We start from the raw sequence: 20,285 nt of genomic DNA on the forward strand, positions 1-20,285 counted from the left end.
TTTGGCTGCACGGGGGAATTACGCACCTGACGCTGACAGCGTCCGGTTCCCGCATGCTGTCGAAATGGTTTGTGGCGCAGCCCAACTGCAAGCAGGGCCGCAAAGTCACGCCGCCGCGGACAGTGCTGGGCAGGAAGGGATCGGGTAGGTACAGATGGGCAAGATCGTGCGTAACGCCTGGTTGCCGCTATTGATCGTGGCAGTGGTGGTTGTCGGCGCCTTCGCCGTGGTGCGGATCAAGTCGTTTTACGACGCTGACAACACGGATGCGTTCACCAGCCGAAAAGTCGACGATTCGAAGCCGTTCAAACCCAAGGTCATCAAGTACGAGATCTTCGGCTCAGGCAGCTACGCCAACGTGAACTACATGGACCTCAGCTCTGAGCCCCAGCGACTGGACAACACACCGCTGCCCTGGAGTGTGGTGCTCAGTACCACCGCTCCCTCAGTGTTCCCGACCATCTCGGCTCAAGGCGATGGTGATCGACTCGGCTGTCGCATCACCGTCGACGAAGAAGTCAAAGACGAGAAAGTTGCCAACGGCGTGCACGCCCTGACCTCCTGCATGGTGAAATCAGCATGAGCACCACCACCGAACAGACTCGGCCCGACACCGCCGATACTGCTCCCATTCCCAGACACGCAGCGCGCCCGAAGATTGCACATTTCGTCCGCAGGTTTGCCGGGCTGATCATCTTGGCCTGGATCGGGATCATCGCGTTACTGAACGTCGTCGTACCCCAACTCGACGAGGTCGGCAAATTGCGGTCCGTCTCCATGAGCCCGGACGATGCGCAATCGGTGATCGCGACCAAGCGTGTTGGTGAGGTGTTCAAGGAGTACAAGTCCAACAGCTCGGTCATGATCGTGCTGGAGGGCCAGAATGCGCTCGGCGCCGAAGCGCACACCTACTACGACCAGATCGTCAAGAAGCTCGAGGCCGACACCCAACACGTTGAGCACGTTCAAGACTTCTGGAGCGATCCACTCACCGGTGCCGGTGCACAAAGCAACGACGGCAAGGCCGCCTATGTGCAGGTCTACCTCGTCGGGAACATGGGTGAGACAAAGGCCAACGACTCGGTCGAAGCCGTACAAACGATCGTGAAAAGTACGAAGGCCCCCAACGGGGTCAAGGCCTACGTCACCGGACCGTCTGCACTGGAAGCCGACCAGCATCTCGCCGGCGACCGCAGCCTGCAGGTGATCACCACCGTCACCTTCCTCGTGATCATCGCGATGTTGCTGATGGTCTACCGCTCGATCGTCACCGTGCTGCTCACTTTGGGGATGGTGGTGTTCGAGTTGGCCGCCGCGCGCGGCGCGGTCGCCTTCCTGGGCTATTACCAGATCATCGGACTCTCCACGTTCGCCTGCAACCTATTGGTCACGTTGGCGATCGCCGCCGCCACCGACTACGCGATCTTCCTGATAGGCCGATATCAAGAAGCCAGATCCGTCGGCGAATCTCGAGAAGACGCCTACTACACCATGTTCCAAGGCACGGCACACGTGGTGTTGGGGTCGGGTTTGACCATCGCGGGCGCGACGTTCTGCCTGCACTTCACCAACCTGCCGTACTTCCAGACACTCGGCGTCCCCCTGGCCATCGGCATGGTGGTCGTTGTGGCGGCGGCACTGACACTCGGCCCGGCGGTCATCTCGATTGCTTCACGCTTCCGCCAGACGCTCGAACCCAAGCGCGCACAACGAATTCGCGGCTGGCGCAAGGTCGGTGCGGTGGTCGTCCGGTGGCCAGGCCCGATCCTGGTCCTGACGATCGGGATCGCCCTCGTCGGGTTGCTCACCCTGCCGGGCTACCGAACCAACTACAACGACCGCAACTACCTGCCCGCCGACATTCCGGCCAACACCGGGTACGCGGCCGCCGACCGGCACTTCTCCAAGGCGCGGATGAACCCCGAGTTGCTGATGATCGAAAGTGACCACGACCTACGCAATCCGGCGGACTTCCTGGTGATCGACAAGATCGCCAAGGCCATCTTCCGGGTACCCGGAATCAGTCGTGTACAGGCCATCACCCGCCCCGAGGGCACACCGATCGAGCACACGTCGATCCCGTTCCAGATCAGCATGCAGGGCGTCAGCCAGCAGATGACGAACAAGTATCAAGAAGACCAGATTGCCGACATGCTGAAGCAGTCCGACGAGATGCAGACGACCATCGACAGCATGGTTCAGATGCAGGACATCACCGCGCAGATGACCAAAGACATGCACATCATGGTCACCAAGATGAAGAGCATGACCATGGACGTTGCCGACTTGCGCAACCACATGGCCGATTTCGAGGACTTCTTCCGGCCGATTCGGTCCTACTTCTACTGGGAGAAGCACTGCTACGACATCCCGGTGTGCTTCTCGTTGCGGTCGGTTTTCGACGTTTTCGACGGCATCGACACGATGACCGACGACATTCAGAGTCTGGTCCCGGTTTTGGAACACCTCGACACCCTGATGCCGCGACTCAATGCGCTGATGCCCGAGATGATCCAGAACATGAAGAACATGAAAACCATGATGCTGACTATGTATTCGACCCAGAAGGGAATGCTGGATCAGCAAGAGCGGGCGCAGCGCGATTCCTCGGCCATGGGAAGGGCGTTCGACTCGTCCAAGAATGACGACTCGTTCTACTTGCCGCCGGAGGTGTTCGACAACGCCGAGTTCAAGAAGGGCATGAAGAACTTCATCTCTCCGGACGGCCACGCCGTGCGTTTCATCATCAGCCACGATGGCGATCCGATGTCGGCAGAAGGCATCGAGCACATCGAGACGATCAAGAAGGCCACCTACGAGGCACTCAAGGGCACACCCATGGAGGGCTCCAAGATCCTCCTCGGTGGCACGGCTGCGACCTTTAAGGACATGCGGGACGGCAGCAACTACGACCTGATGATCGCCGGAATCGCTTCCATGTGCTTGATTTTCATCATCATGCTGATCATCACGCGCAGCGTCGTTGGGTCGGCGGTGATCGTGGGCACCGTATTGCTCTCTCTCGGTGCATCATTCGGGCTTTCGGTGCTGATTTGGCAGCATCTGATCGGCATCGAACTGCACTGGATGGTGCTCGCGATGTCCGTGATCATCCTGCTGGCGGTCGGTGCCGACTACAACCTGCTGTTGGTCGCCCGATTCAAGGAGGAGATACACGCGGGACTAAATACCGGAATCATCCGTGCGATGGGCGGTACCGGGTCGGTGGTCACTTCGGCGGGATTGGTGTTCGCGTTCACGATGATGACCATGGCGGTGAGCGAACTCGTGGTGATCGGCCAGGTCGGGACCACCATCGGGCTGGGTCTGCTGTTTGACACGTTGATCGTTCGATCGTTGATGACGCCGGCAATTGCCGCACTGCTGGGCAAGTGGTTCTGGTGGCCGCAACATGTTCGGCAACGCCCGAAGCCGTCGCCGTGGCCTAAGCACGCCAAGAAGCAACAGTCGGCTGAGAAGACCGAAGAGTTATCCACCGTCTGATGAGACGAAGAACCCCGCAACACCTCGAGTGTCGCGGGGTTCTTCGTTTCGCCCGGTTAGCGAGCTAGAACAAACGGAAGCCGAATGGCGCTAGCCACCAGGCCTCGAATTGGAAACCACCGGCGCCCGCCACCGTTACCTCCGTTACCGATGAGCCCCGCGTTGCCGCCGAGGCCGCCGGCGCCACCGCCACTCGCGCCGGCGGCGGTGGCGTGACCATGTCCGCCGGCGCCGCCCGCGCCGCCGTTGCCGAAGATCGCCCCCCCCTGCCCCACCGACGCCACCATGACCCCCGCTAACGCCAACAACACTCGTGCCGCCACCCGCGCCCCTGCGCCACCGTTGCCGAACAGGAACGCGTCGCCGCCCCTGCCCGCCAGCCTGCCCAGCGTTGCCGGCTGCGCCGTTCCCGCCATTTCCGTAGGCCGCCGCGGCTGCACTCACCGCGTTGATCGTCGAACCGATGTTCGCCAGGTTCGTGGCCGCCGCAGTCACCCATTCCGGCGTTGTGATCACAAATGACATCTCTGCTCCTCCCAGCAGGGGCAGCCCGAGCAAAACCTGACGTCAACAGGAAGATGCTATGACTTTCCTGTGAATTTGATGTCAATCTCAGCCGATTTGCAAGCTTTTCTCAAATGATCTGCCGACGGTGGGACCGCCTGCTATCTGCGCCGTTTGGCAAGGCGCGCAACAATTTACGTTTGCGTCAATCCATCACGTCGAAGATCGCCGCGGCGGAAGTAACGGCCTTATCGGCGTTCCCCTCGTCGTGCAGCAACATCCGCACACCCACCCGGCCAGATCCACCGCGGTGCGCCGTGCCCTCGACCCGGAACGGCCCGACCTTGCCGCGCGACATGAACATCACGTGCCAGCTGACCACCTGCATCTGGCGGGTCCCGGCGAGGTCGGCCGCGAGGTCGGTCGCTGCGGTTTCCAGCACCACATGTTGTGGCCCGATGTGCAGCGCCGCATCCGGCGACGCGAACTCGGCACTCAACGGGGGCAGTATCCAATGGCCGTCGTCGCGTTTAGTCGCCCCGAACGCCGCCCACAGCGGAGGCAGATCGAGCGAGTCTTCGACGACCAACTCGGTGCCCGAAACATCCATCCGGTCAAGGCCTTCCGGTGGAATACCGATGATTGCGCCTTGCCCTTCGTTGAAGGCGATCACCCGGTCCGGGTTGTCGGCGTCCACAATTTTGCAGCGTCCGTAGCCCATCATGCGGCCCTGATGCACGATGCCGGAGTCGATGATCTCGATTCTGGCCACATCGCGGCCCGGGTCGATGATTTGGACTGATGCGATCACCGGGTTGGGCACCGCAACCATGTCGGTCTGACAACCTTCCGGCGACGAAATGGCCAGCGGCGCAACCATGATGCCGCCGGCCTCGTTGCGCATGTCACGGCGGATGGTGACCGTGTTGTCTACCTCGCCGAGGTCCATCGAAGAGTGTTTGCGGCCGATGTAGCGGTAACTGAGCAGACCGGTCCATCGCCGGTACAGCTCGTCGCGATAAGCGTCGGAGTCACCGGCAAGTTCGCGGATATCTTGAAGTCGCTCGCTCAATGTCATCTGCCTCTCTATGAACGATTGCGCGGCACTTGGTTGAACGGCATGCCGCGGTCGGCGGCGTATTCGCGAGGAAAGCCCAAGACCCGCTCCCCGATGACGTTGCGCGCCATCTCGGTGGTGCCACCGCCGATGTTGGCGATCTGGCGACCGATGTAGCGCGTTCCGACGTCCAGCAAGGCCGCGCCGTCCTCGATGACGGCGGAAGTCGCGGCGACCGTAGCGGCCGCATCGGTCTCGACGTTGTGGACCTCCGCCATGAACAGCCGGATCAGCGGTCCTGCGGTCGGCGGCAGGGCGCCGCCGGCCACGGCGCGATAGACGTGGTCGCTGAGTTGTGTCTGCACCGCCCGATGGACCAGTGCTCGACCGGCCACCTCCTGCGCCCGTTGGGAATACCGCTGGCCCACTGCGTCCACCAGGGCCACGAGGTCGATCGAAACATCTTGGGATTCAGCGATTCCCGGCCCGCACGTGTATTCCGAACCATCACCCATAGTACGGCGCTCGTGGTAGAGCTGACGCGATGCGACGTCCCAGCCGTTGCCCGGCTCGCCGACGACCGCGTCGTCCCCGACGTCGACGTCGTCGAGAAATTCCTCGCAGAATTCCGAGGACCCGGTTACCTGACGAATGCGGTTCGTCGTTATTCCTGGGTGTCCGAGCGGAACCAGGAACATCGTCAGACCCTGGTGCTTGGCCGCTGCCCAATCAGTGCGCGCCAGGCACAGGCCATAGTCGCCGGCGAATGCTCCGCTGGTCCATGTCTTGGCGCCGTTGATGATCCACCGGTCGTCGCGGCGGTCCGCGCGGGTGATGACGCCCGCGAGATCCGAGCCGCCGCTGGGTTCCGACAGCATTTGCACGATCACTTCGTCGCCGCGCAGCGCCGCCGGGATGTGCGTGCGCTTCTGCTCTTCGCTGCCCATGTCGAGGATGGTCGCGCAGCAGATGGCGAAAGACGGGACGTTGAGTACAAATGGTGTCTCGTACTCGGCGGCTTCGGCGTCGAACGCCTTCTTGTATTCGTAGCTCAGGCCGAGGCCGCCGTATTCGCGCGGAAAACAGATTCCGGCGAATCCGCCGTCGTACAAGGCTTTTTGAAGTTCCCGCGCCCGGCGCCAGGAGGCTTCGGTGTCTCGCTCCAGATTGGCGGGGTTGTCGGGATCGAGCCGTGGCATGGCCGTGGCCAACCACGTTCTCGCCCGAATCCGGAATTGCTCAACCGACTCAGCCATGGGCTCCCGCCGCGACAGTGCTGTTAGTTGCGGACTTTAACAGCAATGCTGAGCGACTGTACAGCGTTGACGTTGCATCCCAAGCCGGCTGTTCCCAGCCGCTATGGGTTAACCGAGCATCGCGGAGGCGAAGATTGCCGGTAGCTTGCTCCAGCTGGGCTTGCCCGCGAAGGCGGTGAGGAGCCGTCCGGTTCGCGCGGCCGTGCGGTTGTTGACGAACCATGGCGGCTTGGGCGAGATCGACAGCTCGCCGCCAATCACTGAGCGGGGTAAGGGACGGAACGGCCCGCGCACCACGGTCCGCTCAGGACGCGCTATCAGGAATGCGTTGTGTACCACACCGATTCCGCTCTGCACATCGTTGAGCGGGTGGCCGGGGAACGCGCCCCACGTAGCTGACGGGGTGAGGTAGCCCAGGCCGGTCCAGGCGTTGATCGCCACCGTCCCGTAGCGCAAGTCGTCGACCAACTGATCGAACGTCGCACCCAAACGCTCGATAGAGTCCGGACTCGCGACGATATTCACACCGAGCGTGCCCACGAATTGCTCGTTGGACAGGCGCGCCGCTTCCTGCGTGTAGGCAGCATCCTCGAGATCCAGGTCGATGATGCCGAGGACGGGGGCGAAATACTCGGTCTTCAGAAGTGCGTCGTGATTGTCGGGATTGGTGATCACAACCCGGGCACCGAGCGTCTCTGCCGCGGGGTATGTCGCGCATGCGTTCGCCACGCGGTGGTCGGAGCCGGGATAGTAGGCGGCCCGCGACGGGGCCGAGGCGAGGGCTTTCCGCAGTGCCGCAACGAATTCGTCGCGTTGGGCCCATCTCGAGGACAGCACCACGACTTGCGTGGCAACGCAGTTGTAGCCGTTGTTGTGCAACCGCTGGGTGGCGATGTGGTGGGCTTGGAATTCGATGTCAGCCGAACTCCATTTGCCGGGGAGCACGATCACCGGGGACACGCCACCGAGTTCGCTGGTGATGTCCTTCTCCAGAAGTTGATCGTTCGCGGCTTTGCGACGTGCCCCCTCCGCACCAGTCCCGAACACGATCGCATCGTGTGTTTGCGCGCTGCCTGTCATGTGAACGTGATCCACCAGGTCGTGCTGTACAAGGTAGGAGCCGACGTCGGCGCCGCCGGTAACGATCCGCAGCGCACCGATCTCGATGAATGGTGCCAGCACTTTCTGCAGTACCGGCAGGAGCGGGTCGGTGATCGGATTCAGTTTGAGTGCGACCACACGGTTGTTGGCGATCAGTTCATACGCTGTGTCCAGCGGTGCGATCGAGGTGATGTTTCCGGCGCCCAGAACCGCGCCGATGCCGTCAGTGTGGCTGGGATCGAGCTGGGCCAGGCCTGCGGTGCGCAGCGCATCTGCGGCGGTGACTCCCTGCTGTAGCCAGACTTTGGCGCTGAACCCGGACAACAGGAGCCTGTCGAAGATGTTCAGCGGCAAGACATCGACAGTCGTCTGCCCGCCGGGGCTCTTTCCGAAAGTGGCGCCGTGCAGTGGACTGCGGCCCTGCTCGAGCTTGGCCAGGCTGCCGGCCAGTGCGCCCGCGCCGTTGGCGAGCGAATAGGGACCGGAAATCCACTCCTCGCCGACCAGCGGTGACGCCGGGTCTAGCTGCTTGATCTGGACCGCCGCGTCCACCCACGCGGAGCCGTGCTCGACGGCCAACGCCTGAACACGCTGCAAGATCTGTCGCCGCTGCCCCAATGTGATTTGAGCCCAGGCTTTTTGGCCTTCGACCAGCTCACCCAGCGCTTGATCGACGACGGTTTTGAAATCGGTCATCGTGGTCATCGGCCGACCGAACTGAACGCCATCAGGGCGTCGGTGTGGTTCTTGGAGTACGCGGCCGGCCGGTCCTGCTGGAGTTGCCGGTACTGCTCGACGGGCGTCTGCGGGTAGCCGAACTTCTGGCGGGCCTCGTCGGGCGTGTAGGTCACCGGGTTTTCGGCAGGGATGTTTAGCAGCGCCGGAGCCAGGATCGGCGTGGTGAGCGGGGTGAGCAGATCCAGTGCCGCGACCTCCAGCCCGGGCCGCTTCGCCAGGTAGCGCCAGATTGGCCGGGTGAGGAACCTGGCGGTCAGATCGACCACACGGTTCTGATGCAGGCCGCCGAGCTTGCGCATCCAGGGCGGCATCGTCGCGATGATCGCTTGCCGCATAGGGATGTTGATCAGGTGACGGACCAGCCGAGGAGTGTTCTCCGGGAGGACGTGGTAGCCGAGATTGACTAAGTACTGCATCATGTTCTGCGCGACTTCGGACCCGACGAGATTGGGCCGGAAGTCCTCGAAATACTGGATGACACCCGCTCGGGTGCGCGGAACGTCGTCGGGATTGATGGTCTGGAACTCCGCGGCGCGGGCGCATTCCCGCCAGTACTGGGCTTCTTCGTCAGGAGTGAGTTTTCCGGGTCCGAACAGTTCGTAGCTGTAAAGGATCGAGTGCCAGGCGGTCAGATGGATCCACAGCTGAGACTTCGGGTCGTTGGCGTCGAACCGCCTACCCGTGATCGGCTCGGTCCCCACCGCTTTGCCATGGATTTTGACCAGGATGTCTGAGGCCTTGAGCACCGACTGCGCGTCGCCGTAGGCGACCAGCGCGAAGTACTGCATGGTGCGGTTGTACCGCACGGAGGTGCGGGCGTACACCTGGCCGGTAGCGTCGACGGCCGCGGCCAAGAACGGGTCGAGGTGCTCGATGGTCACGGCTCGGGAGAAGCCGATGATGATCGAGGTCGGATAGCCCCACACCTTCCAGGTGATCGAGTCGGGGCCGAAGAACCCGTAGTCAGGCAGAGGTTTCGCTTCGCTGGGCGCCGGGAGTCCGGTCGCCTTGCGGAAAATGTCCACGGAATTCATTCGTCGGTTCCCCTGTACTCCATCGTCGCAGCGTGGGCGGATTTATCAGATGGTACGTCACGTACCAGTAACAATGGTACGTCATGTACCAGATGTTTGGGTAGTGTGCCGATATGGCCAACGCTGACGTCGAGACCGGCCGCTGGGCCGGCCAGCGGGAACGCCGCCGTGCGGAGTTCATCGACGCCGCCTTGGCTGCGATCGAGGTGCACGGCCCGCAGACATCGACAGAGCAGGTCGCGGCGTTTGTCGGAGTCACGAGGACCAAGCTGTACCGGCACTTCAACGGTGCAGCAGACCTGCAACGTGAAGTGGCGCGACGCGCGGGTGACATGATCGCCACGGGATTGGCGCCGCTGTGGCAGCCGACCGGGTCGATGGCAGGTGTCATCGACGCTGCTGTCCGGGGCCACGTGCAGTTTCTGACCGAGCATCGCAATCTCTATGACTACCTACGGCGCTGCGCCGCCGAGGACAGCGCAGAAGCCAGCAACGCCTTCGCTGATATCGCGCATACTCTGGGCACCCGGATGACGGCCCTGTTCGCCGTCTACCTTGGCGCATTCGGGGTGGACGCCGATCCCGAGAGACCGGCGTTTGCGATTGTGGGCCTGGTGGATTCGGCCGCGGGTCGCTGGCTCGCCCACTCTGATGGGGTTTCGCAGGAAGGACTCATCGGTGACCTGTGCCGCTGGATCTGGTTGATCGTCGACGACGTCCTGCGCACCGCCGGCGTGTACATCGACCCGAACGAGGTACTTCCCCTACCTGAAGACATCGCTAAGACCGCCGAAACGTACCGAGACCCGGTCCGACGGCCTACCGGTGAGCTATACAAAAACGGGTGAAAGTGTCACGCTCGGACCATGGACCCGTCCGAGCGAACCGACGGTTCGCGGACTGTGTTCACCTTCTGCCGCTACTGCCTGGCTTCCTGCGGAGTCGAGGTCACAGTGGAAGACAATCGGGTCCGCAAGATTTCGGCCGACAAGCAGAACCCGCACAGTTGGCAGGACTTCTGCGCGAAGGGCCGCAACGCCGCCCAACTCGTCGACCACCCGCGCCGCATCCTCGCACCCATGCGCCGGGTCGGCGAGCGTTACGTGGAAGCGACGTGGGACGAGGCGATCTCGGATATCGCCACCCGCATGACGGCGCTGATCGAGGCCGACGGACCGGACGCCGTCGGCGCTTACTACGGCAACCCGGCCGGGTACTCGTCGTCGAACCTGATCTTCATGAACGGCTGGCTTGATGCGGTCGGCACCCAGAATCGCTATGCGGTGGGCTCGGTAGATCAGAACGCGCTGCACTTCGTAGCCGAGGCGATGTACGGGTCCTCGATCATGGTTCCGGTCTCCGATATCGACCGCTGTGACTACTTTCTACTGGTCGGCGCCAACCCGGCGGTGAGTGCCTGGAACTGGGTGGAAAGCGCGCCGGGCGGTTGGAAGCGTGCACTGGCCCGGCAGAAGCAAGGCGCCAAAATCGTCATCGTCGATCCGCTACGTACGGAGAGTGCTGACAAGGCCGACCTCCACATTGCGGTGCGCCCGGGTCAGGATTGGGCGCTGCTGCTGGGGATGGTCAAGGTCATCGTCGACGAAGGTCTCGAACATCGCGGCGATTGCGCGGACCGGGCCACCGGCATGCCGACTCTTCGGGCGCTGGTGGCCGACACCGATCTCGACGACCTGGCGCGCCGTTGCGATATTTCTCGCGAACAAATCGAATGCACCGCAAGGGATTTCGCCGCCGCGACAGCAGCCATGGTAGTCACCCGAACGGGAATCTCATTGCATGTCACCGGCACCGTAGGCGAATGGCTGGGCCACGTGTTGAATTTCATCACCGGACGGATGGACCGCCCGGGCGGTCGTCGCTTCGAACCCGGCTACATCGATGCGCTGAAACTCGCCGCCACCGCCAAGCGGTCCGGCCACCGCAGCCGACTGACCGGGCGGGCGATGGTGGCCGGCGCACACGCGTTGAGCGAGTTGCCCGCCGAAATCACCACGGCGGGCCCCGGGCAGATCCGCGCCCTGCTGATCAACTCCGGTAACCCGGTGATCTCAGGTCCCGACGGCGCGGCGCTCGACGTCGCCCTGTCACGACTCGAATTGCTGGTCGCCATCGACTTCGTCCAGCGGGAAAGTCACCGACATGCGCACTGGCTACTGCCCGCGGTGCACTGGCTGGAACGCGACGACTTGCTCGCACTGACCAGCAATCTGCACGACGAGCCGTATGTGCAGTACGGCGTGCGTGCGGTACAACCTCCGAAGGCCGCCCGCGAAGAGTGGCGAATTTTCGTCGATCTCGCACTGGCCATGAATGCGCCGCTGTTCGGTGTGATGGGCGTCAATGCGTTCGTCAAGGCAAGTCGGCGGCTTGCCAAGGCTACCCGCCGACCCGCACTGGAATTCTCACCACACTGGATCAACCGCCTGATCATCGCGATGTCACGAAAAGTCAACGGCCACAAGCTGAAATGGCGTGACCTGCTGGCCCATCCGCACGGCATGGTGCTCGGCCCGCGAGAGTTCGGCCACTTTTGGGACGCGCTACGCACCGAGGACAAGCGCGTACATCTGGCTCCCCCCGAACTGATGAGTCGGGTCCGCGAACTACTCGCCGCACCATCCGCGGCTGCGCCGCTCGGTTACCCGTTTCAGGTTGGCAACCGCCGTCATCGCCATTCGATGAACTCGTTTCTCAACGATCTACCCGGGTTACATCCGGGCGGCAAAGGCAGTGTGGTGCTCATCCACCCAGCCGATGCGGCCGAACTCGGTATCGATGACGGCGACCTGGTGCGCGTGTTCTCACCGGTCGGCGAGGTCGAGGTGCGCGCCTCGCTGAGCGACCGGCCCCGGCGTGGGCTCATCGTGCTCGATCACGGCTGGGGGTCGCGAATCTTCGATCCGCGGGGTGGCGCCGCTCCGCAGTCCTTCGGGGTCAATCGCAACCTGCTGATCGACGGTGAACCGGTGGATCCGTTGTCACAGACCCCCGCGATGAGTTCCAGCTATGTCGCGGTCGAGCGGGTCCCGAACGACATGACGCTAAGCCGGCATCCCTCCGGGCCAGTACGCCAGGCGTGATCCACGCCGGTGACCACCGCGGTGTCACCGACTTCCATCGGGTGTGCGCCATCGTCGAGGATCAACTCGACAGAGCCCGCGAGGATCAGATCGAGGTCCACGGTGTCGGTGTGGTGCATGGAAAACTCCACACCCGCGCCGTAGTCGATGATCTTCCAGTTGAGAGCGCCGGGCGGCACCCCCAGATCCAGAGTGTCCGCGGCGCGCCCGCCGTCGGAGATCGCCGGCGACGGTGTCTCGTAGAGGACCGAATACAGGATGCCTTCGAAGCCGGGAAACCCGTTGAGCGTCACGGCGCCGTCTTGGATCGCGCACGACTGGCCGGCGCCGTCGACACCGGTGACCAGCAGTCTTCCGGCGGGCGCGGACAGTGCGCCTGACATACCTTCGGGCAGTGAAACGAATCCTCGCGCCGACTCCTCCGACATGCCGAGAACTCTAGCGCCGCAGCGGCCGACGCCGTTCCCCTACGTTGACCGGCAGGCGCAGGATGCCCGAATCGGTACGTCGGCGCGCGCTGCAGCCAGCGCAAACTGCTGGTCGATGATCGTGGCTTCAGCGTCGCGACCTAAGCGTCGCAAGCATTCGTGATAGCCGTGCAAGCTCCACACGTTTCCGGGATGCTGGCAACACCTCGCGAGTGTGGGGTCTAGGCCTAGGTCCGCCGCGTACACCGTGGCGGCCTCCTCGACACGGCCCTGTTCGAGCAGCAGCGCGCCTAGCGCATGCCGAGTGGGTTGCATCCAGCCCCAGGGCTCGTCGTAGGGCAGCGCGTCGTCCAACGCGACCGCACGCCGCAGATGATCGAACGCCTCGTCAAAAAACCCGTCACGATAAGCGATTTCACCGTCCAACATGGCCGCAGCGACCGCAAGGATGTCCCGACTGGTGTTGTTGAACAAGTACCGGGAGTCCGGCACCCGCTGGTAGGCATCGGTAAACGCGACGCGTTCGGCATGTGCGCGGGCGAGTTGGCCGGTGGCCGCCAGTGCGACGCCGCGTCCGTAGTGGACCATCGCCACGGTGGTGCAGTAAAGGTCGCGATCAGGCGGCAGGGGTTGCGTGATCAACTCGTCCCACCGACCGAATCGCACCAGCACATGGGTGCGGAGCGGCACGAAGGCCTCCAGCCAGTCGGCCATCGGCGGGGATTGGATCGCCAGCAGTTCAGGAGTCAGTTGAGCGGAGAGTTCGTCGGCGGCCCGCAGTGCGATCTGCGACTGGCCTTCGAACATCGCCGAGTAGACGATGAAATGCAGATCGTGGGCACGGTAGAGCGAGTAAAAATTCAATGGGCCCCGGTGGCTCACGAATCGTCGATCTGCTTGTACCGCAGCTTGATTCGCTACAATCGAGGCGCGGTAGTCACCGCACAGCACATCGATATGGCTCGGCATGTGCTGCAGGTGTCCCGCGTCGGGTACCAAGCCCCGCAACAGATCCGCCGCCGGCAGGGCGACCTCCGGCGTCGCCGACATCTCCATGGTGTGCAGATAGAGATGCAGAATCCCGGGATGTTGTCGGCCCGCGGGGAGGGCGAGGGCGTCGTCGAGAATCCGTTTGGCCTCGAGCACCCGTGAACCCGCCGCGGGCTCGCCGGTGGCGGTGTCCCACAGGGCCCATGCGGTGACATTGACCAGCGCGTCGGCGACGAGCGCCTGTATGTCGATGTCATTCGGATACGTCGGCGCCAGTGTCGTCATCGCTTCGGCATAGGCAAGGCGTCCGGCGTCGAGGGCAGCGGTGTCAGCCGGGTCGTCGGTGGGAAAACGAGCGCGCAACGCAGCGATCAGGTCCTGTTCGACGGCGCCCGCCCGGCCCTGCGCGGCCAGTTGAAGTTCCAGGCGGGCCCGCGCCAGCGACGAGGACAGATCGACCGAGTCGAACGCCTCCCATGCCTTGTTGTAGTTGGGCCCCACCGAATAGGCGATGCCCCATCGTGCGATCGCCAGGTCCGGATCGAGTTCCAGTGCCCGCTCGAAACAGCGGATGGCCTCTTCGTGGTTGAACGCATACGCCCACACCAGCCCGCGGTCGAACCAGACTTGCGCTTGCGGGAAAGGCGTCTCGACAGGTCGGTGATAGGACCCCAGGTCGTAATACTGCTCGTCGGCAGTCATGCACGAACCATACCCACGGCAGCAGTATCTTTGTTGAGTGCCGCGCTTCGCCACCGGTTTCGACACCGCGCGATTCGGCGACTGGCTCGCCGCGGAAACCGGTGAGGCCGCGGACATCGCCGTGAGTCCCATCCGCTGCGGCGGCAGCTGCGAAATGTTCCGGATAGAACGACTTGGTCAGCCTTGGGTGGTGCGCCGCGCTCCGCTGGCTGCTGTGTCCGGCACCGCACATCAGGTCATCCGCGAGGCGCGGATCATCGAGGCGCTCGGAGGCACCGGCGTTCCAGTGCCCGCGGTATTGGCCCGCAGCGAGGATCCCGCAATTCTCGGCGCCCCGTTCTTCGTGATGTCCTATGTCGAGGGTGGGGTGATCCGCCGCGACGGGCTCCCCGAATCTCTGTATCAAGATCGGTCCTCGCACAGGTTGATCGGTGAGCAACTGATCGACACCCTGGCGCAATTGCATGGAATCGACTGGACGCGAACCGCACTCGCCGAACTGTCCCGCCCGCAGGGATTTCTTCCTCGCCAGGTGGACAGGTGGTTGACCCAGCTTTCTCAGTACCGGGTACGCGACCTCGATGGCGTCGACGAACTAGCAGCCTGGCTGCGCGAGAATTTGCCTAAAGGCGGCGATCTGACTGTCATGCACGGCGATTACAAGTTGGACAACGTCATCTGGGCACCGACGCCGCCGCCCCGGATCGCCTGCGTGGTCGATTTCGAGATGACCACGGTGGGAGATCCGTTGATCGACCTGGCCTGGGCGATGATCTTCTGGCCGGAGCCGGGCAATCCGATTGCGTTGGCCTCGCCTGAATCTCCGCGCGGAATCGATCGCGAGCACTGCCAGACACCGGGTGAGTTGATCGATCGTTACGCCGCCGCCACTGGACGGGACATGTCACGGTTCGGCTGGTACCAGGTGTTCAGCGCGTGGAAGTTGGCCATCGTCCTGGAGGCGTCCTATGCCACGTTTCTGCGCGGCGAGTCTCGAAATCCGGTTCACGAGATCTTCGGTGCCATAGTGGACGAATTGCTCCGCCGCGCAGAGAGGTTCGCGAAATGACAGACGAGCTCTTCGCGGTGCGGGACCAGGTGGTCCTGGTCACGGGTGGCAGCCGCGGACTCGGTGCCGCCATCAGCGTCGGACTTGCGCAGCGTGGTGCGCGCGTCGTCATCGCTAGCCGAAAAGTCGCCGCATGCGAGGAACTTGCGGCCAGCATCACGCAATCCGGCGGTCAGGCTTACCCGTTGGCCTGCCATGTCGGTGCTTGGGAGTCGCTGGCCGACGTGGTCGACGCCGCGGCGGCGCGCTGGGGCCGGCTGGACGGACTGGTCAACAACGCGGGGATGAGCCCGCTCTCGCCGTCGCTGCTGGATACCTCAGAGATGTTGTTCGACAAGATAGTTGGCGTGAATCTCAAAGGCCCCACCCGCCTGACGGCGCTGGCGGCAACCGCGATGGCCGATACCGGCGGCGGGTCGATCGTGAACATCAGTTCGCTGGCGTCGCTGCGACCGACACCGGTCGCGACCATCTACGCCGCGGCAAAGGCCGGCCTGAACGCTTTGACCACCGCGACCGCACTCGAGTACGCCGGAGTCGGCGTGCGGATCAACGGAATCGTCTGCGGTACCTTCGACACCGACGCCGCGTCGGGCTTCGTCCGCAACCCCGACCTGCTCCCCGGCGTGGTGGGCCGCATTGCGTTGGGGCGTGTCGGCCGTCCCGAGGAGATCGTCGGCGCGGTGATCTACTTCCTTTCCGCGGCTTCGAGTTACACCACCGGGACGTTGATGACGATTGACGGTGGGGTTGCGTAGTGGCCATCAACCCAGCCGCGCCGAGCGTGGGGTCTACGGATGAACTGGACGACGATCCCCTACGTAGGGCCCATCGGCGGCGATAACCGCAACGCGCGCTATCCGCCCGAGCGAGCGTCTCGCGCGAGGCCGTCGATGAGGTAGTCGATGTGGACGGCGAACAACTCGTCGACCTCCTCGCGCGTCACCCCCGCCGGATCGCTTCCGGCCAGACGACCCGGCCGACGAGTGGACTTTTTTGCCGGCGGATGGTCCATTGCCACGAAACCCACTGTCGCCCAGGTCAATAGCCGGCAGGCACGGACCGACATGTCGTTCGACATTCCGTCGCGGCGCATGCATTTCAACAGTGGACGGGCGGCCTTCAGATATGCGGGACGCTTCACTTGCAGGAACAGTCTGCTGTCGGCGGTGTCGGTGAGCCGTGCGCGAAGTTGCCGAGTCCACCGTCGCGCGTAGTCCGGCCACGTCTCGTCGCGGTCGAGTGGGGGTGCAAGGTCGTCCAACAAGTGGTCGGCGACCGCGTCGATCAGCGCATCTTTGTTCCCGATCCGGGAGTACACCGGCGGCGGCGTGACACCGAGCCGGGTCGCCACGCTACGCATGCTGATTGCGTCCAAACCACCTTCCCGCATGATGTCGACGGCGGCGGCGACGATCTGGTCTGCGTCGAGGCGCAATTCACCGGGCACCGGCAGCCCTCCTCGTCACGGGATGGTGAGCGCGATCTTGCCGACGTGGGTGCCGCCGCGCATCAACCGCAGCGCCTCGTCGAGGTCGCCCCAGTCGATGACGTGACTGATATGAGGCTTGATACCGGCTTTGGCGATCACCTCGACCACTTCCCGGTGTGCGCTGACGCTGCCGACGGTGATCCCGATGATGCGCAGATTATTGAGCATCACCTCGGCAACTGCGATCGGCGTCAGGTCGAATCCGCTGAGCACGCCGATCACCGCGATCGTGCCGCCCATGCGCGTCGAATGCAGCGACTGCGCCAGCGTAGCGGGTCCGCCGAGTTCGACGACGAGGTTGGCACCCCGCCCGTCGGTGAGCCGCTTCACCTCGGTGTCCCACGACGCAGTGGTGCGGTAATTGATGAGATGCGTTGCCCCCAAACCCGATCCGATCTTGAGCTTCTCGTCCGACGACGACGTCAGGATCGTGGTGGCTCCCAGCGTCTGCGCCAATTGCACGGCGAACAACGACACCCCGCCGGTGCCCTGCGTGACTACCACATCACCGGCACCGATGTTGGCTTCCCGCAACGCACTCCACGCCGTCACCCCGGCGCACGGAATCGTAGCGGCCTCGACGTCACTGAGGTGGTCGGGCGTACGGACGACACCGGTGACCGCGGCCACGCGGTACTGCTGCAGCCACCCGTCGCAACTGTCACCGGGCAATTCCCGCTTGGCTTCCGGCGTAGGTGGCCCGTCCTGCCAATTCGGGTTGAAGGCACCCATCACCCGCTCGCCGACCCGCAGGTCCTCGACACCCGGACCGACGGCGACCACCTCCCCGGCGCCGTCGCTCATCGGCACCCGAGGCCAGGGACCGGGCAGCAGACCCATCAGGTTGACGTTGTCGTGGAAGTTCAGGCTCGACGCGTTGACCTTGATCAATACTTGGCCGGGCCCGGGTTGGTCGACCGGTCTGTCGACGGCCACGGGCGCGACGCCGGGCCCATCCATCACCATTGCCTGTTGACGATCCGAGATGCTCATCGGACACCTGCTTCCTCACGTAGCGCTTGCCACTTGCGTTCAGCTTCTTCCCGCCGCGACGGAAGGTGTTCGGTGGGCCAACCCTCGACCGGGCTGTACTTCTTGAGCACATGCCTGGCCAGCACCGACTTGTGCAATTCGTCGGGTCCGTCACCGATCGAACCGAAGCGCGTCATCCGGTACCACCCCTCGACCGGCAGATCCCCGGAGTAGCCCAGCGCGCCGCAGACCTGGATGGTGCGGTCGAGCACGGCGAGCACCACCTTGGACACGTGCGCCTTGACCATGCCCAACTCCGCCCGCACGTCCGCCGCGCCGAACCGGTCCATTTTCCATGCGGTTTGGAAGGTCAGCAATCTTGCCGCCTGAATCTCCATGTGGGACAACGCAATATAGTCCTGCACCATTTGGTGTTCGCCCAGCAACCGCCCGTGCGACCGGCGGGAAACCGCGCGCTCGCCCATGATGTCCAGGGCCCGTTGCGCCTGCCCCAGCCAGCGCATCGCGTGATGGATCCGCCCGCCGCCCAGTCGCTGCTGCGCCAGCAGGAAGCCGCCACCCCGCGGCCCGATCAAGTGGTCACCAGGCACCCGGCAGTCGGTGAACACCACCTCGGCATGGTTGCCGCGGCGGCCGAACTCGGGGTCAGGGTGAGCCATGGTGGGGATGTCACGAATGATCTGCAGGCCGGGTGTTCCCGCCGGTACCACCAGAATCGACGCGTGCCGGTGCGGTCGCCCCGCGGGGTCGGTCTCGGCGACCACCAAAATGATGTCGGCGCAGGAAGCATTGGTGGTAAACCACTTGTGGCCGTTGATAACCCAGTCGTCGCCGTCAAGAACTGCATTGGTGGCGATCACGGTCGGGTCCGCGCCGGCGAGGAAAGGTTCGGTGAGCGCGAAGGCACTCGAGATGTCGCCGCTAAGGTTCGGGTACAGCCAGCGTTGCTTCTGTTCCTCGGTGGCCCCGTGCGCCAGCAGTTCCATGTTGCCGCTGTCCGGCGCCTGAACTCCGAACAACTCCATCGACACCATGCAACGCCCTATGATCTCCGACATCTGGGCGAGGTTCAGTTGACCGAGTCCCTCACCGCCGAGTCGTGGATCGAGGAACATTCCCCAGAGTCCCTGTGCCTTCACTTTTTCCTGCAGATGGCGCTTCACCGGCAGCCAGTCGGCGGGCGAGATCTCGTCAAGTAGCGGTTCGAGCGGGATCACCTCGGTATCGATGAAATCGCGCATCCACGAGAGCTTTTCAGCGAAATCCGGATCCGGCTCGAAGTCCCACGCCATCGGCCACCTCACACGGCAACTAGCATTTACTTACGGAGTAATCACAGTGTAATCATGCCGTTAAGAAGTAGCGCAACTGCCTGGACTGTGCTTGATCAGTGCCTCAGGCTGTGCAGGATGATGTTTCGTGCCTCCCGGCCTTCGGGTGTCGGCGTCAGCGGGTAGACATGCACCAGGCCAGGCTGTTCGTGGTAATCGACGTCGACTCCCGCAGCCGTGGCCTTTTCGGCCAGCAGTCGTGCATCAGGGTTCAGGATGTCTCGGGTACCGCTGAACAGCGTCAACGGCCCCAGCCCGGTCAGATCGGCCGAAAGGGGATCCACCCGCGGGTCGGTCAGCGCCAGTTCGCCGCGCCATCGGTCAGCGAACACCCGCAGGGCGTCGCGCGCCAACCACGGATCGTCGACCGAGTCGATAAGCGGATTGGTCAGGGACAGGTCCAGCACCGGCGAGATCAACACCGTCCTGGCAATCGTCACACTGCGCTCGTCGCGCAGCGCCAGTGCGGCCGACAACGCGATCTGCCCGCCGGCCGAGTCACCGACCAGACACACGTCGCGACCTGAGGAGATGTTTTCTGCCACCAGATCGATGATGACCGGCATCACCTCGGCGCCGGTCGCGAACGGCACCAGGGGAAAAATCGGAACGATCACCTCGGCCGGCACTCCGGCCGCGATTCGCGCTGCCAGTTGCCAGTGCTGAACGGTGATTTCGTTGACCCAGGCTCCGCCGTGCAGGTAGACGACGGTCCGGTCCGGTGATGTGCCTCTCGGTGTCAATGTGTAGATCGGCCACTCCGACCGCCGGTGTAGCTCCACCTTCACTTTGGGCCGCAGCCGCGGCGGGGGGCCGAACTGTTGTCGATGCAGGCCGCGCTGTTCGATGTGTGCACGCGCGGTTTCGGCGCTCGCGTAGGCCCGGTGTCTGCCTGTCAGACGAAGCAGTGCGGGCATGGCCCGGCTTCTCCAGCTGGTCAACCAATCATTCCCTCAGTCGCTGTTCGCCGTCGTCGAAGCGT

General features: G+C 63.7%; 17 protein-coding genes and 1 pseudogene. 6 read left to right on the forward strand and 12 right to left on the reverse strand.

Features of this window, described 5'->3' with window-relative positions:
* Positions 1–154: 154 nt before the first annotated feature.
* Positions 155–583: an MmpS family transport accessory protein gene (locus tag ACZY1I_RS25195; protein WP_463758791.1), complete on the forward strand. Its 429-nt coding sequence runs from the start codon at positions 155–157 to the stop codon at positions 581–583.
* Positions 580–3,504: an MMPL/RND family transporter gene (locus ACZY1I_RS25200; RefSeq protein WP_463758793.1), complete on the forward strand. Its 2,925-nt coding sequence runs from the start codon at positions 580–582 to the stop codon at positions 3,502–3,504. The genes ACZY1I_RS25195 and ACZY1I_RS25200 overlap by 4 nt, the downstream gene beginning before the upstream one ends.
* 56 nt (positions 3,505–3,560) lie before the next feature.
* On the opposite strand, the gene ACZY1I_RS25205 is transcribed toward ACZY1I_RS25200, so the two are convergent.
* The 6 genes and pseudogenes from ACZY1I_RS25205 to ACZY1I_RS25230 all read right to left on the reverse strand — a co-directional run bounded on the left by ACZY1I_RS25205 (position 3,561) and on the right by ACZY1I_RS25230 (position 9,194).
* Entirely contained in the window at positions 3,561–3,920 is a 360-nt protein-coding gene (locus ACZY1I_RS25205; RefSeq protein ID WP_463759337.1) for a hypothetical protein, read from the reverse strand.
* Positions 3,921–3,966: 46 nt separating this feature from the next.
* Positions 3,967–4,029 (reverse strand): annotated as a pseudogene (locus tag ACZY1I_RS25210) (hypothetical protein); the annotation flags it as partial.
* A gap of 184 nt (positions 4,030–4,213) precedes the next feature.
* Positions 4,214–5,080 (reverse strand): hypothetical protein, encoded by an 867-nt coding sequence (locus tag ACZY1I_RS25215; RefSeq protein ID WP_463759290.1) that lies wholly within the window; start codon positions 5,078–5,080, stop codon positions 4,214–4,216.
* A 14-nt stretch (positions 5,081–5,094) separates the two neighbouring features.
* Entirely contained in the window at positions 5,095–6,321 is a 1,227-nt protein-coding gene (locus ACZY1I_RS25220) for an acyl-CoA dehydrogenase family protein (RefSeq protein WP_463758795.1), read from the reverse strand.
* A gap of 108 nt (positions 6,322–6,429) precedes the next feature.
* Complete coding sequence (locus tag ACZY1I_RS25225; protein ID WP_463759293.1) at positions 6,430–8,118, reverse strand: aldehyde dehydrogenase family protein; 1,689 nt, start codon at positions 8,116–8,118, stop codon at positions 6,430–6,432.
* 5 nt (positions 8,119–8,123) lie between these two features.
* Positions 8,124–9,194, reverse strand: coding sequence for an oxygenase MpaB family protein (locus ACZY1I_RS25230; RefSeq protein WP_463758799.1), 1,071 nt, complete (start codon positions 9,192–9,194; stop codon positions 8,124–8,126).
* A gap of 113 nt (positions 9,195–9,307) precedes the next feature.
* Here ACZY1I_RS25230 and ACZY1I_RS25235 point away from each other — a divergent pair, with 113 nt between their 5' ends.
* Positions 9,308–10,042 carry a TetR/AcrR family transcriptional regulator gene (locus ACZY1I_RS25235; RefSeq protein ID WP_463758803.1) on the forward strand — a complete coding sequence of 245 codons (735 nt, stop codon included), beginning with the start codon at positions 9,308–9,310 and terminating at the stop codon, positions 10,040–10,042.
* Positions 10,043–10,060: 18 nt separating this feature from the next.
* Positions 10,061–12,298 (forward strand): molybdopterin-containing oxidoreductase family protein, encoded by a 2,238-nt coding sequence (locus ACZY1I_RS25240; RefSeq protein WP_463758808.1) that lies wholly within the window; start codon positions 10,061–10,063, stop codon positions 12,296–12,298.
* Here ACZY1I_RS25240 and ACZY1I_RS25245 read toward each other — a convergent pair.
* Positions 12,223–12,726, reverse strand: a complete 504-nt coding sequence (locus ACZY1I_RS25245) for a cupin domain-containing protein (protein ID WP_463758810.1) — start codon at positions 12,724–12,726, stop codon at positions 12,223–12,225. The genes ACZY1I_RS25240 and ACZY1I_RS25245 overlap by 76 nt on opposite strands.
* A 39-nt stretch (positions 12,727–12,765) precedes the next feature.
* Entirely contained in the window at positions 12,766–14,418 is a 1,653-nt protein-coding gene (locus ACZY1I_RS25250; protein WP_463758812.1) for a tetratricopeptide repeat protein, read from the reverse strand.
* Positions 14,419–14,455: 37 nt separating this feature from the next.
* Here ACZY1I_RS25250 and ACZY1I_RS25255 point away from each other — a divergent pair, with 37 nt between their 5' ends.
* Both ACZY1I_RS25255 and ACZY1I_RS25260 read left to right on the forward strand, forming a co-directional pair.
* Complete coding sequence (locus ACZY1I_RS25255; protein ID WP_463758815.1) at positions 14,456–15,487, forward strand: phosphotransferase family protein; 1,032 nt, start codon at positions 14,456–14,458, stop codon at positions 15,485–15,487.
* Positions 15,484–16,245 (forward strand): SDR family oxidoreductase, encoded by a 762-nt coding sequence (locus tag ACZY1I_RS25260; RefSeq protein ID WP_463758816.1) that lies wholly within the window; start codon positions 15,484–15,486, stop codon positions 16,243–16,245. Before ACZY1I_RS25255 ends, ACZY1I_RS25260 begins: the two co-directional genes overlap by 4 nt.
* Positions 16,246–16,343: 98 nt before the next feature.
* Here ACZY1I_RS25260 and ACZY1I_RS25265 read toward each other — a convergent pair whose 3' ends face one another.
* The 4 genes from ACZY1I_RS25265 to ACZY1I_RS25280 all read right to left on the reverse strand — a co-directional run bounded on the left by ACZY1I_RS25265 (position 16,344) and on the right by ACZY1I_RS25280 (position 20,220).
* A complete protein-coding gene (locus tag ACZY1I_RS25265; RefSeq protein WP_463758818.1) occupies positions 16,344–16,937 on the reverse strand; it encodes a TetR family transcriptional regulator in 594 nt (197 codons plus the stop codon).
* Positions 16,938–16,952: 15 nt separating this feature from the next.
* The gene (locus ACZY1I_RS25270) at positions 16,953–17,972 is read right to left on the reverse strand and encodes a zinc-dependent alcohol dehydrogenase family protein (RefSeq protein WP_463758822.1); all 1,020 of its coding nucleotides are present in this window, start codon (positions 17,970–17,972) and stop codon (positions 16,953–16,955) included.
* Entirely contained in the window at positions 17,969–19,264 is a 1,296-nt protein-coding gene (locus ACZY1I_RS25275) for an acyl-CoA dehydrogenase family protein (protein WP_463758825.1), read from the reverse strand. The genes ACZY1I_RS25270 and ACZY1I_RS25275 overlap by 4 nt, the downstream gene beginning before the upstream one ends.
* A 95-nt stretch (positions 19,265–19,359) precedes the next feature.
* Positions 19,360–20,220, reverse strand: coding sequence for an alpha/beta hydrolase fold domain-containing protein (locus ACZY1I_RS25280; protein ID WP_463758827.1), 861 nt, complete (start codon positions 20,218–20,220; stop codon positions 19,360–19,362).
* Between the last annotated feature and the right edge of the window lie 65 nt (positions 20,221–20,285).

It is taken from the genome of Mycobacterium sp. IDUB_37, from assembly GCF_055419245.1.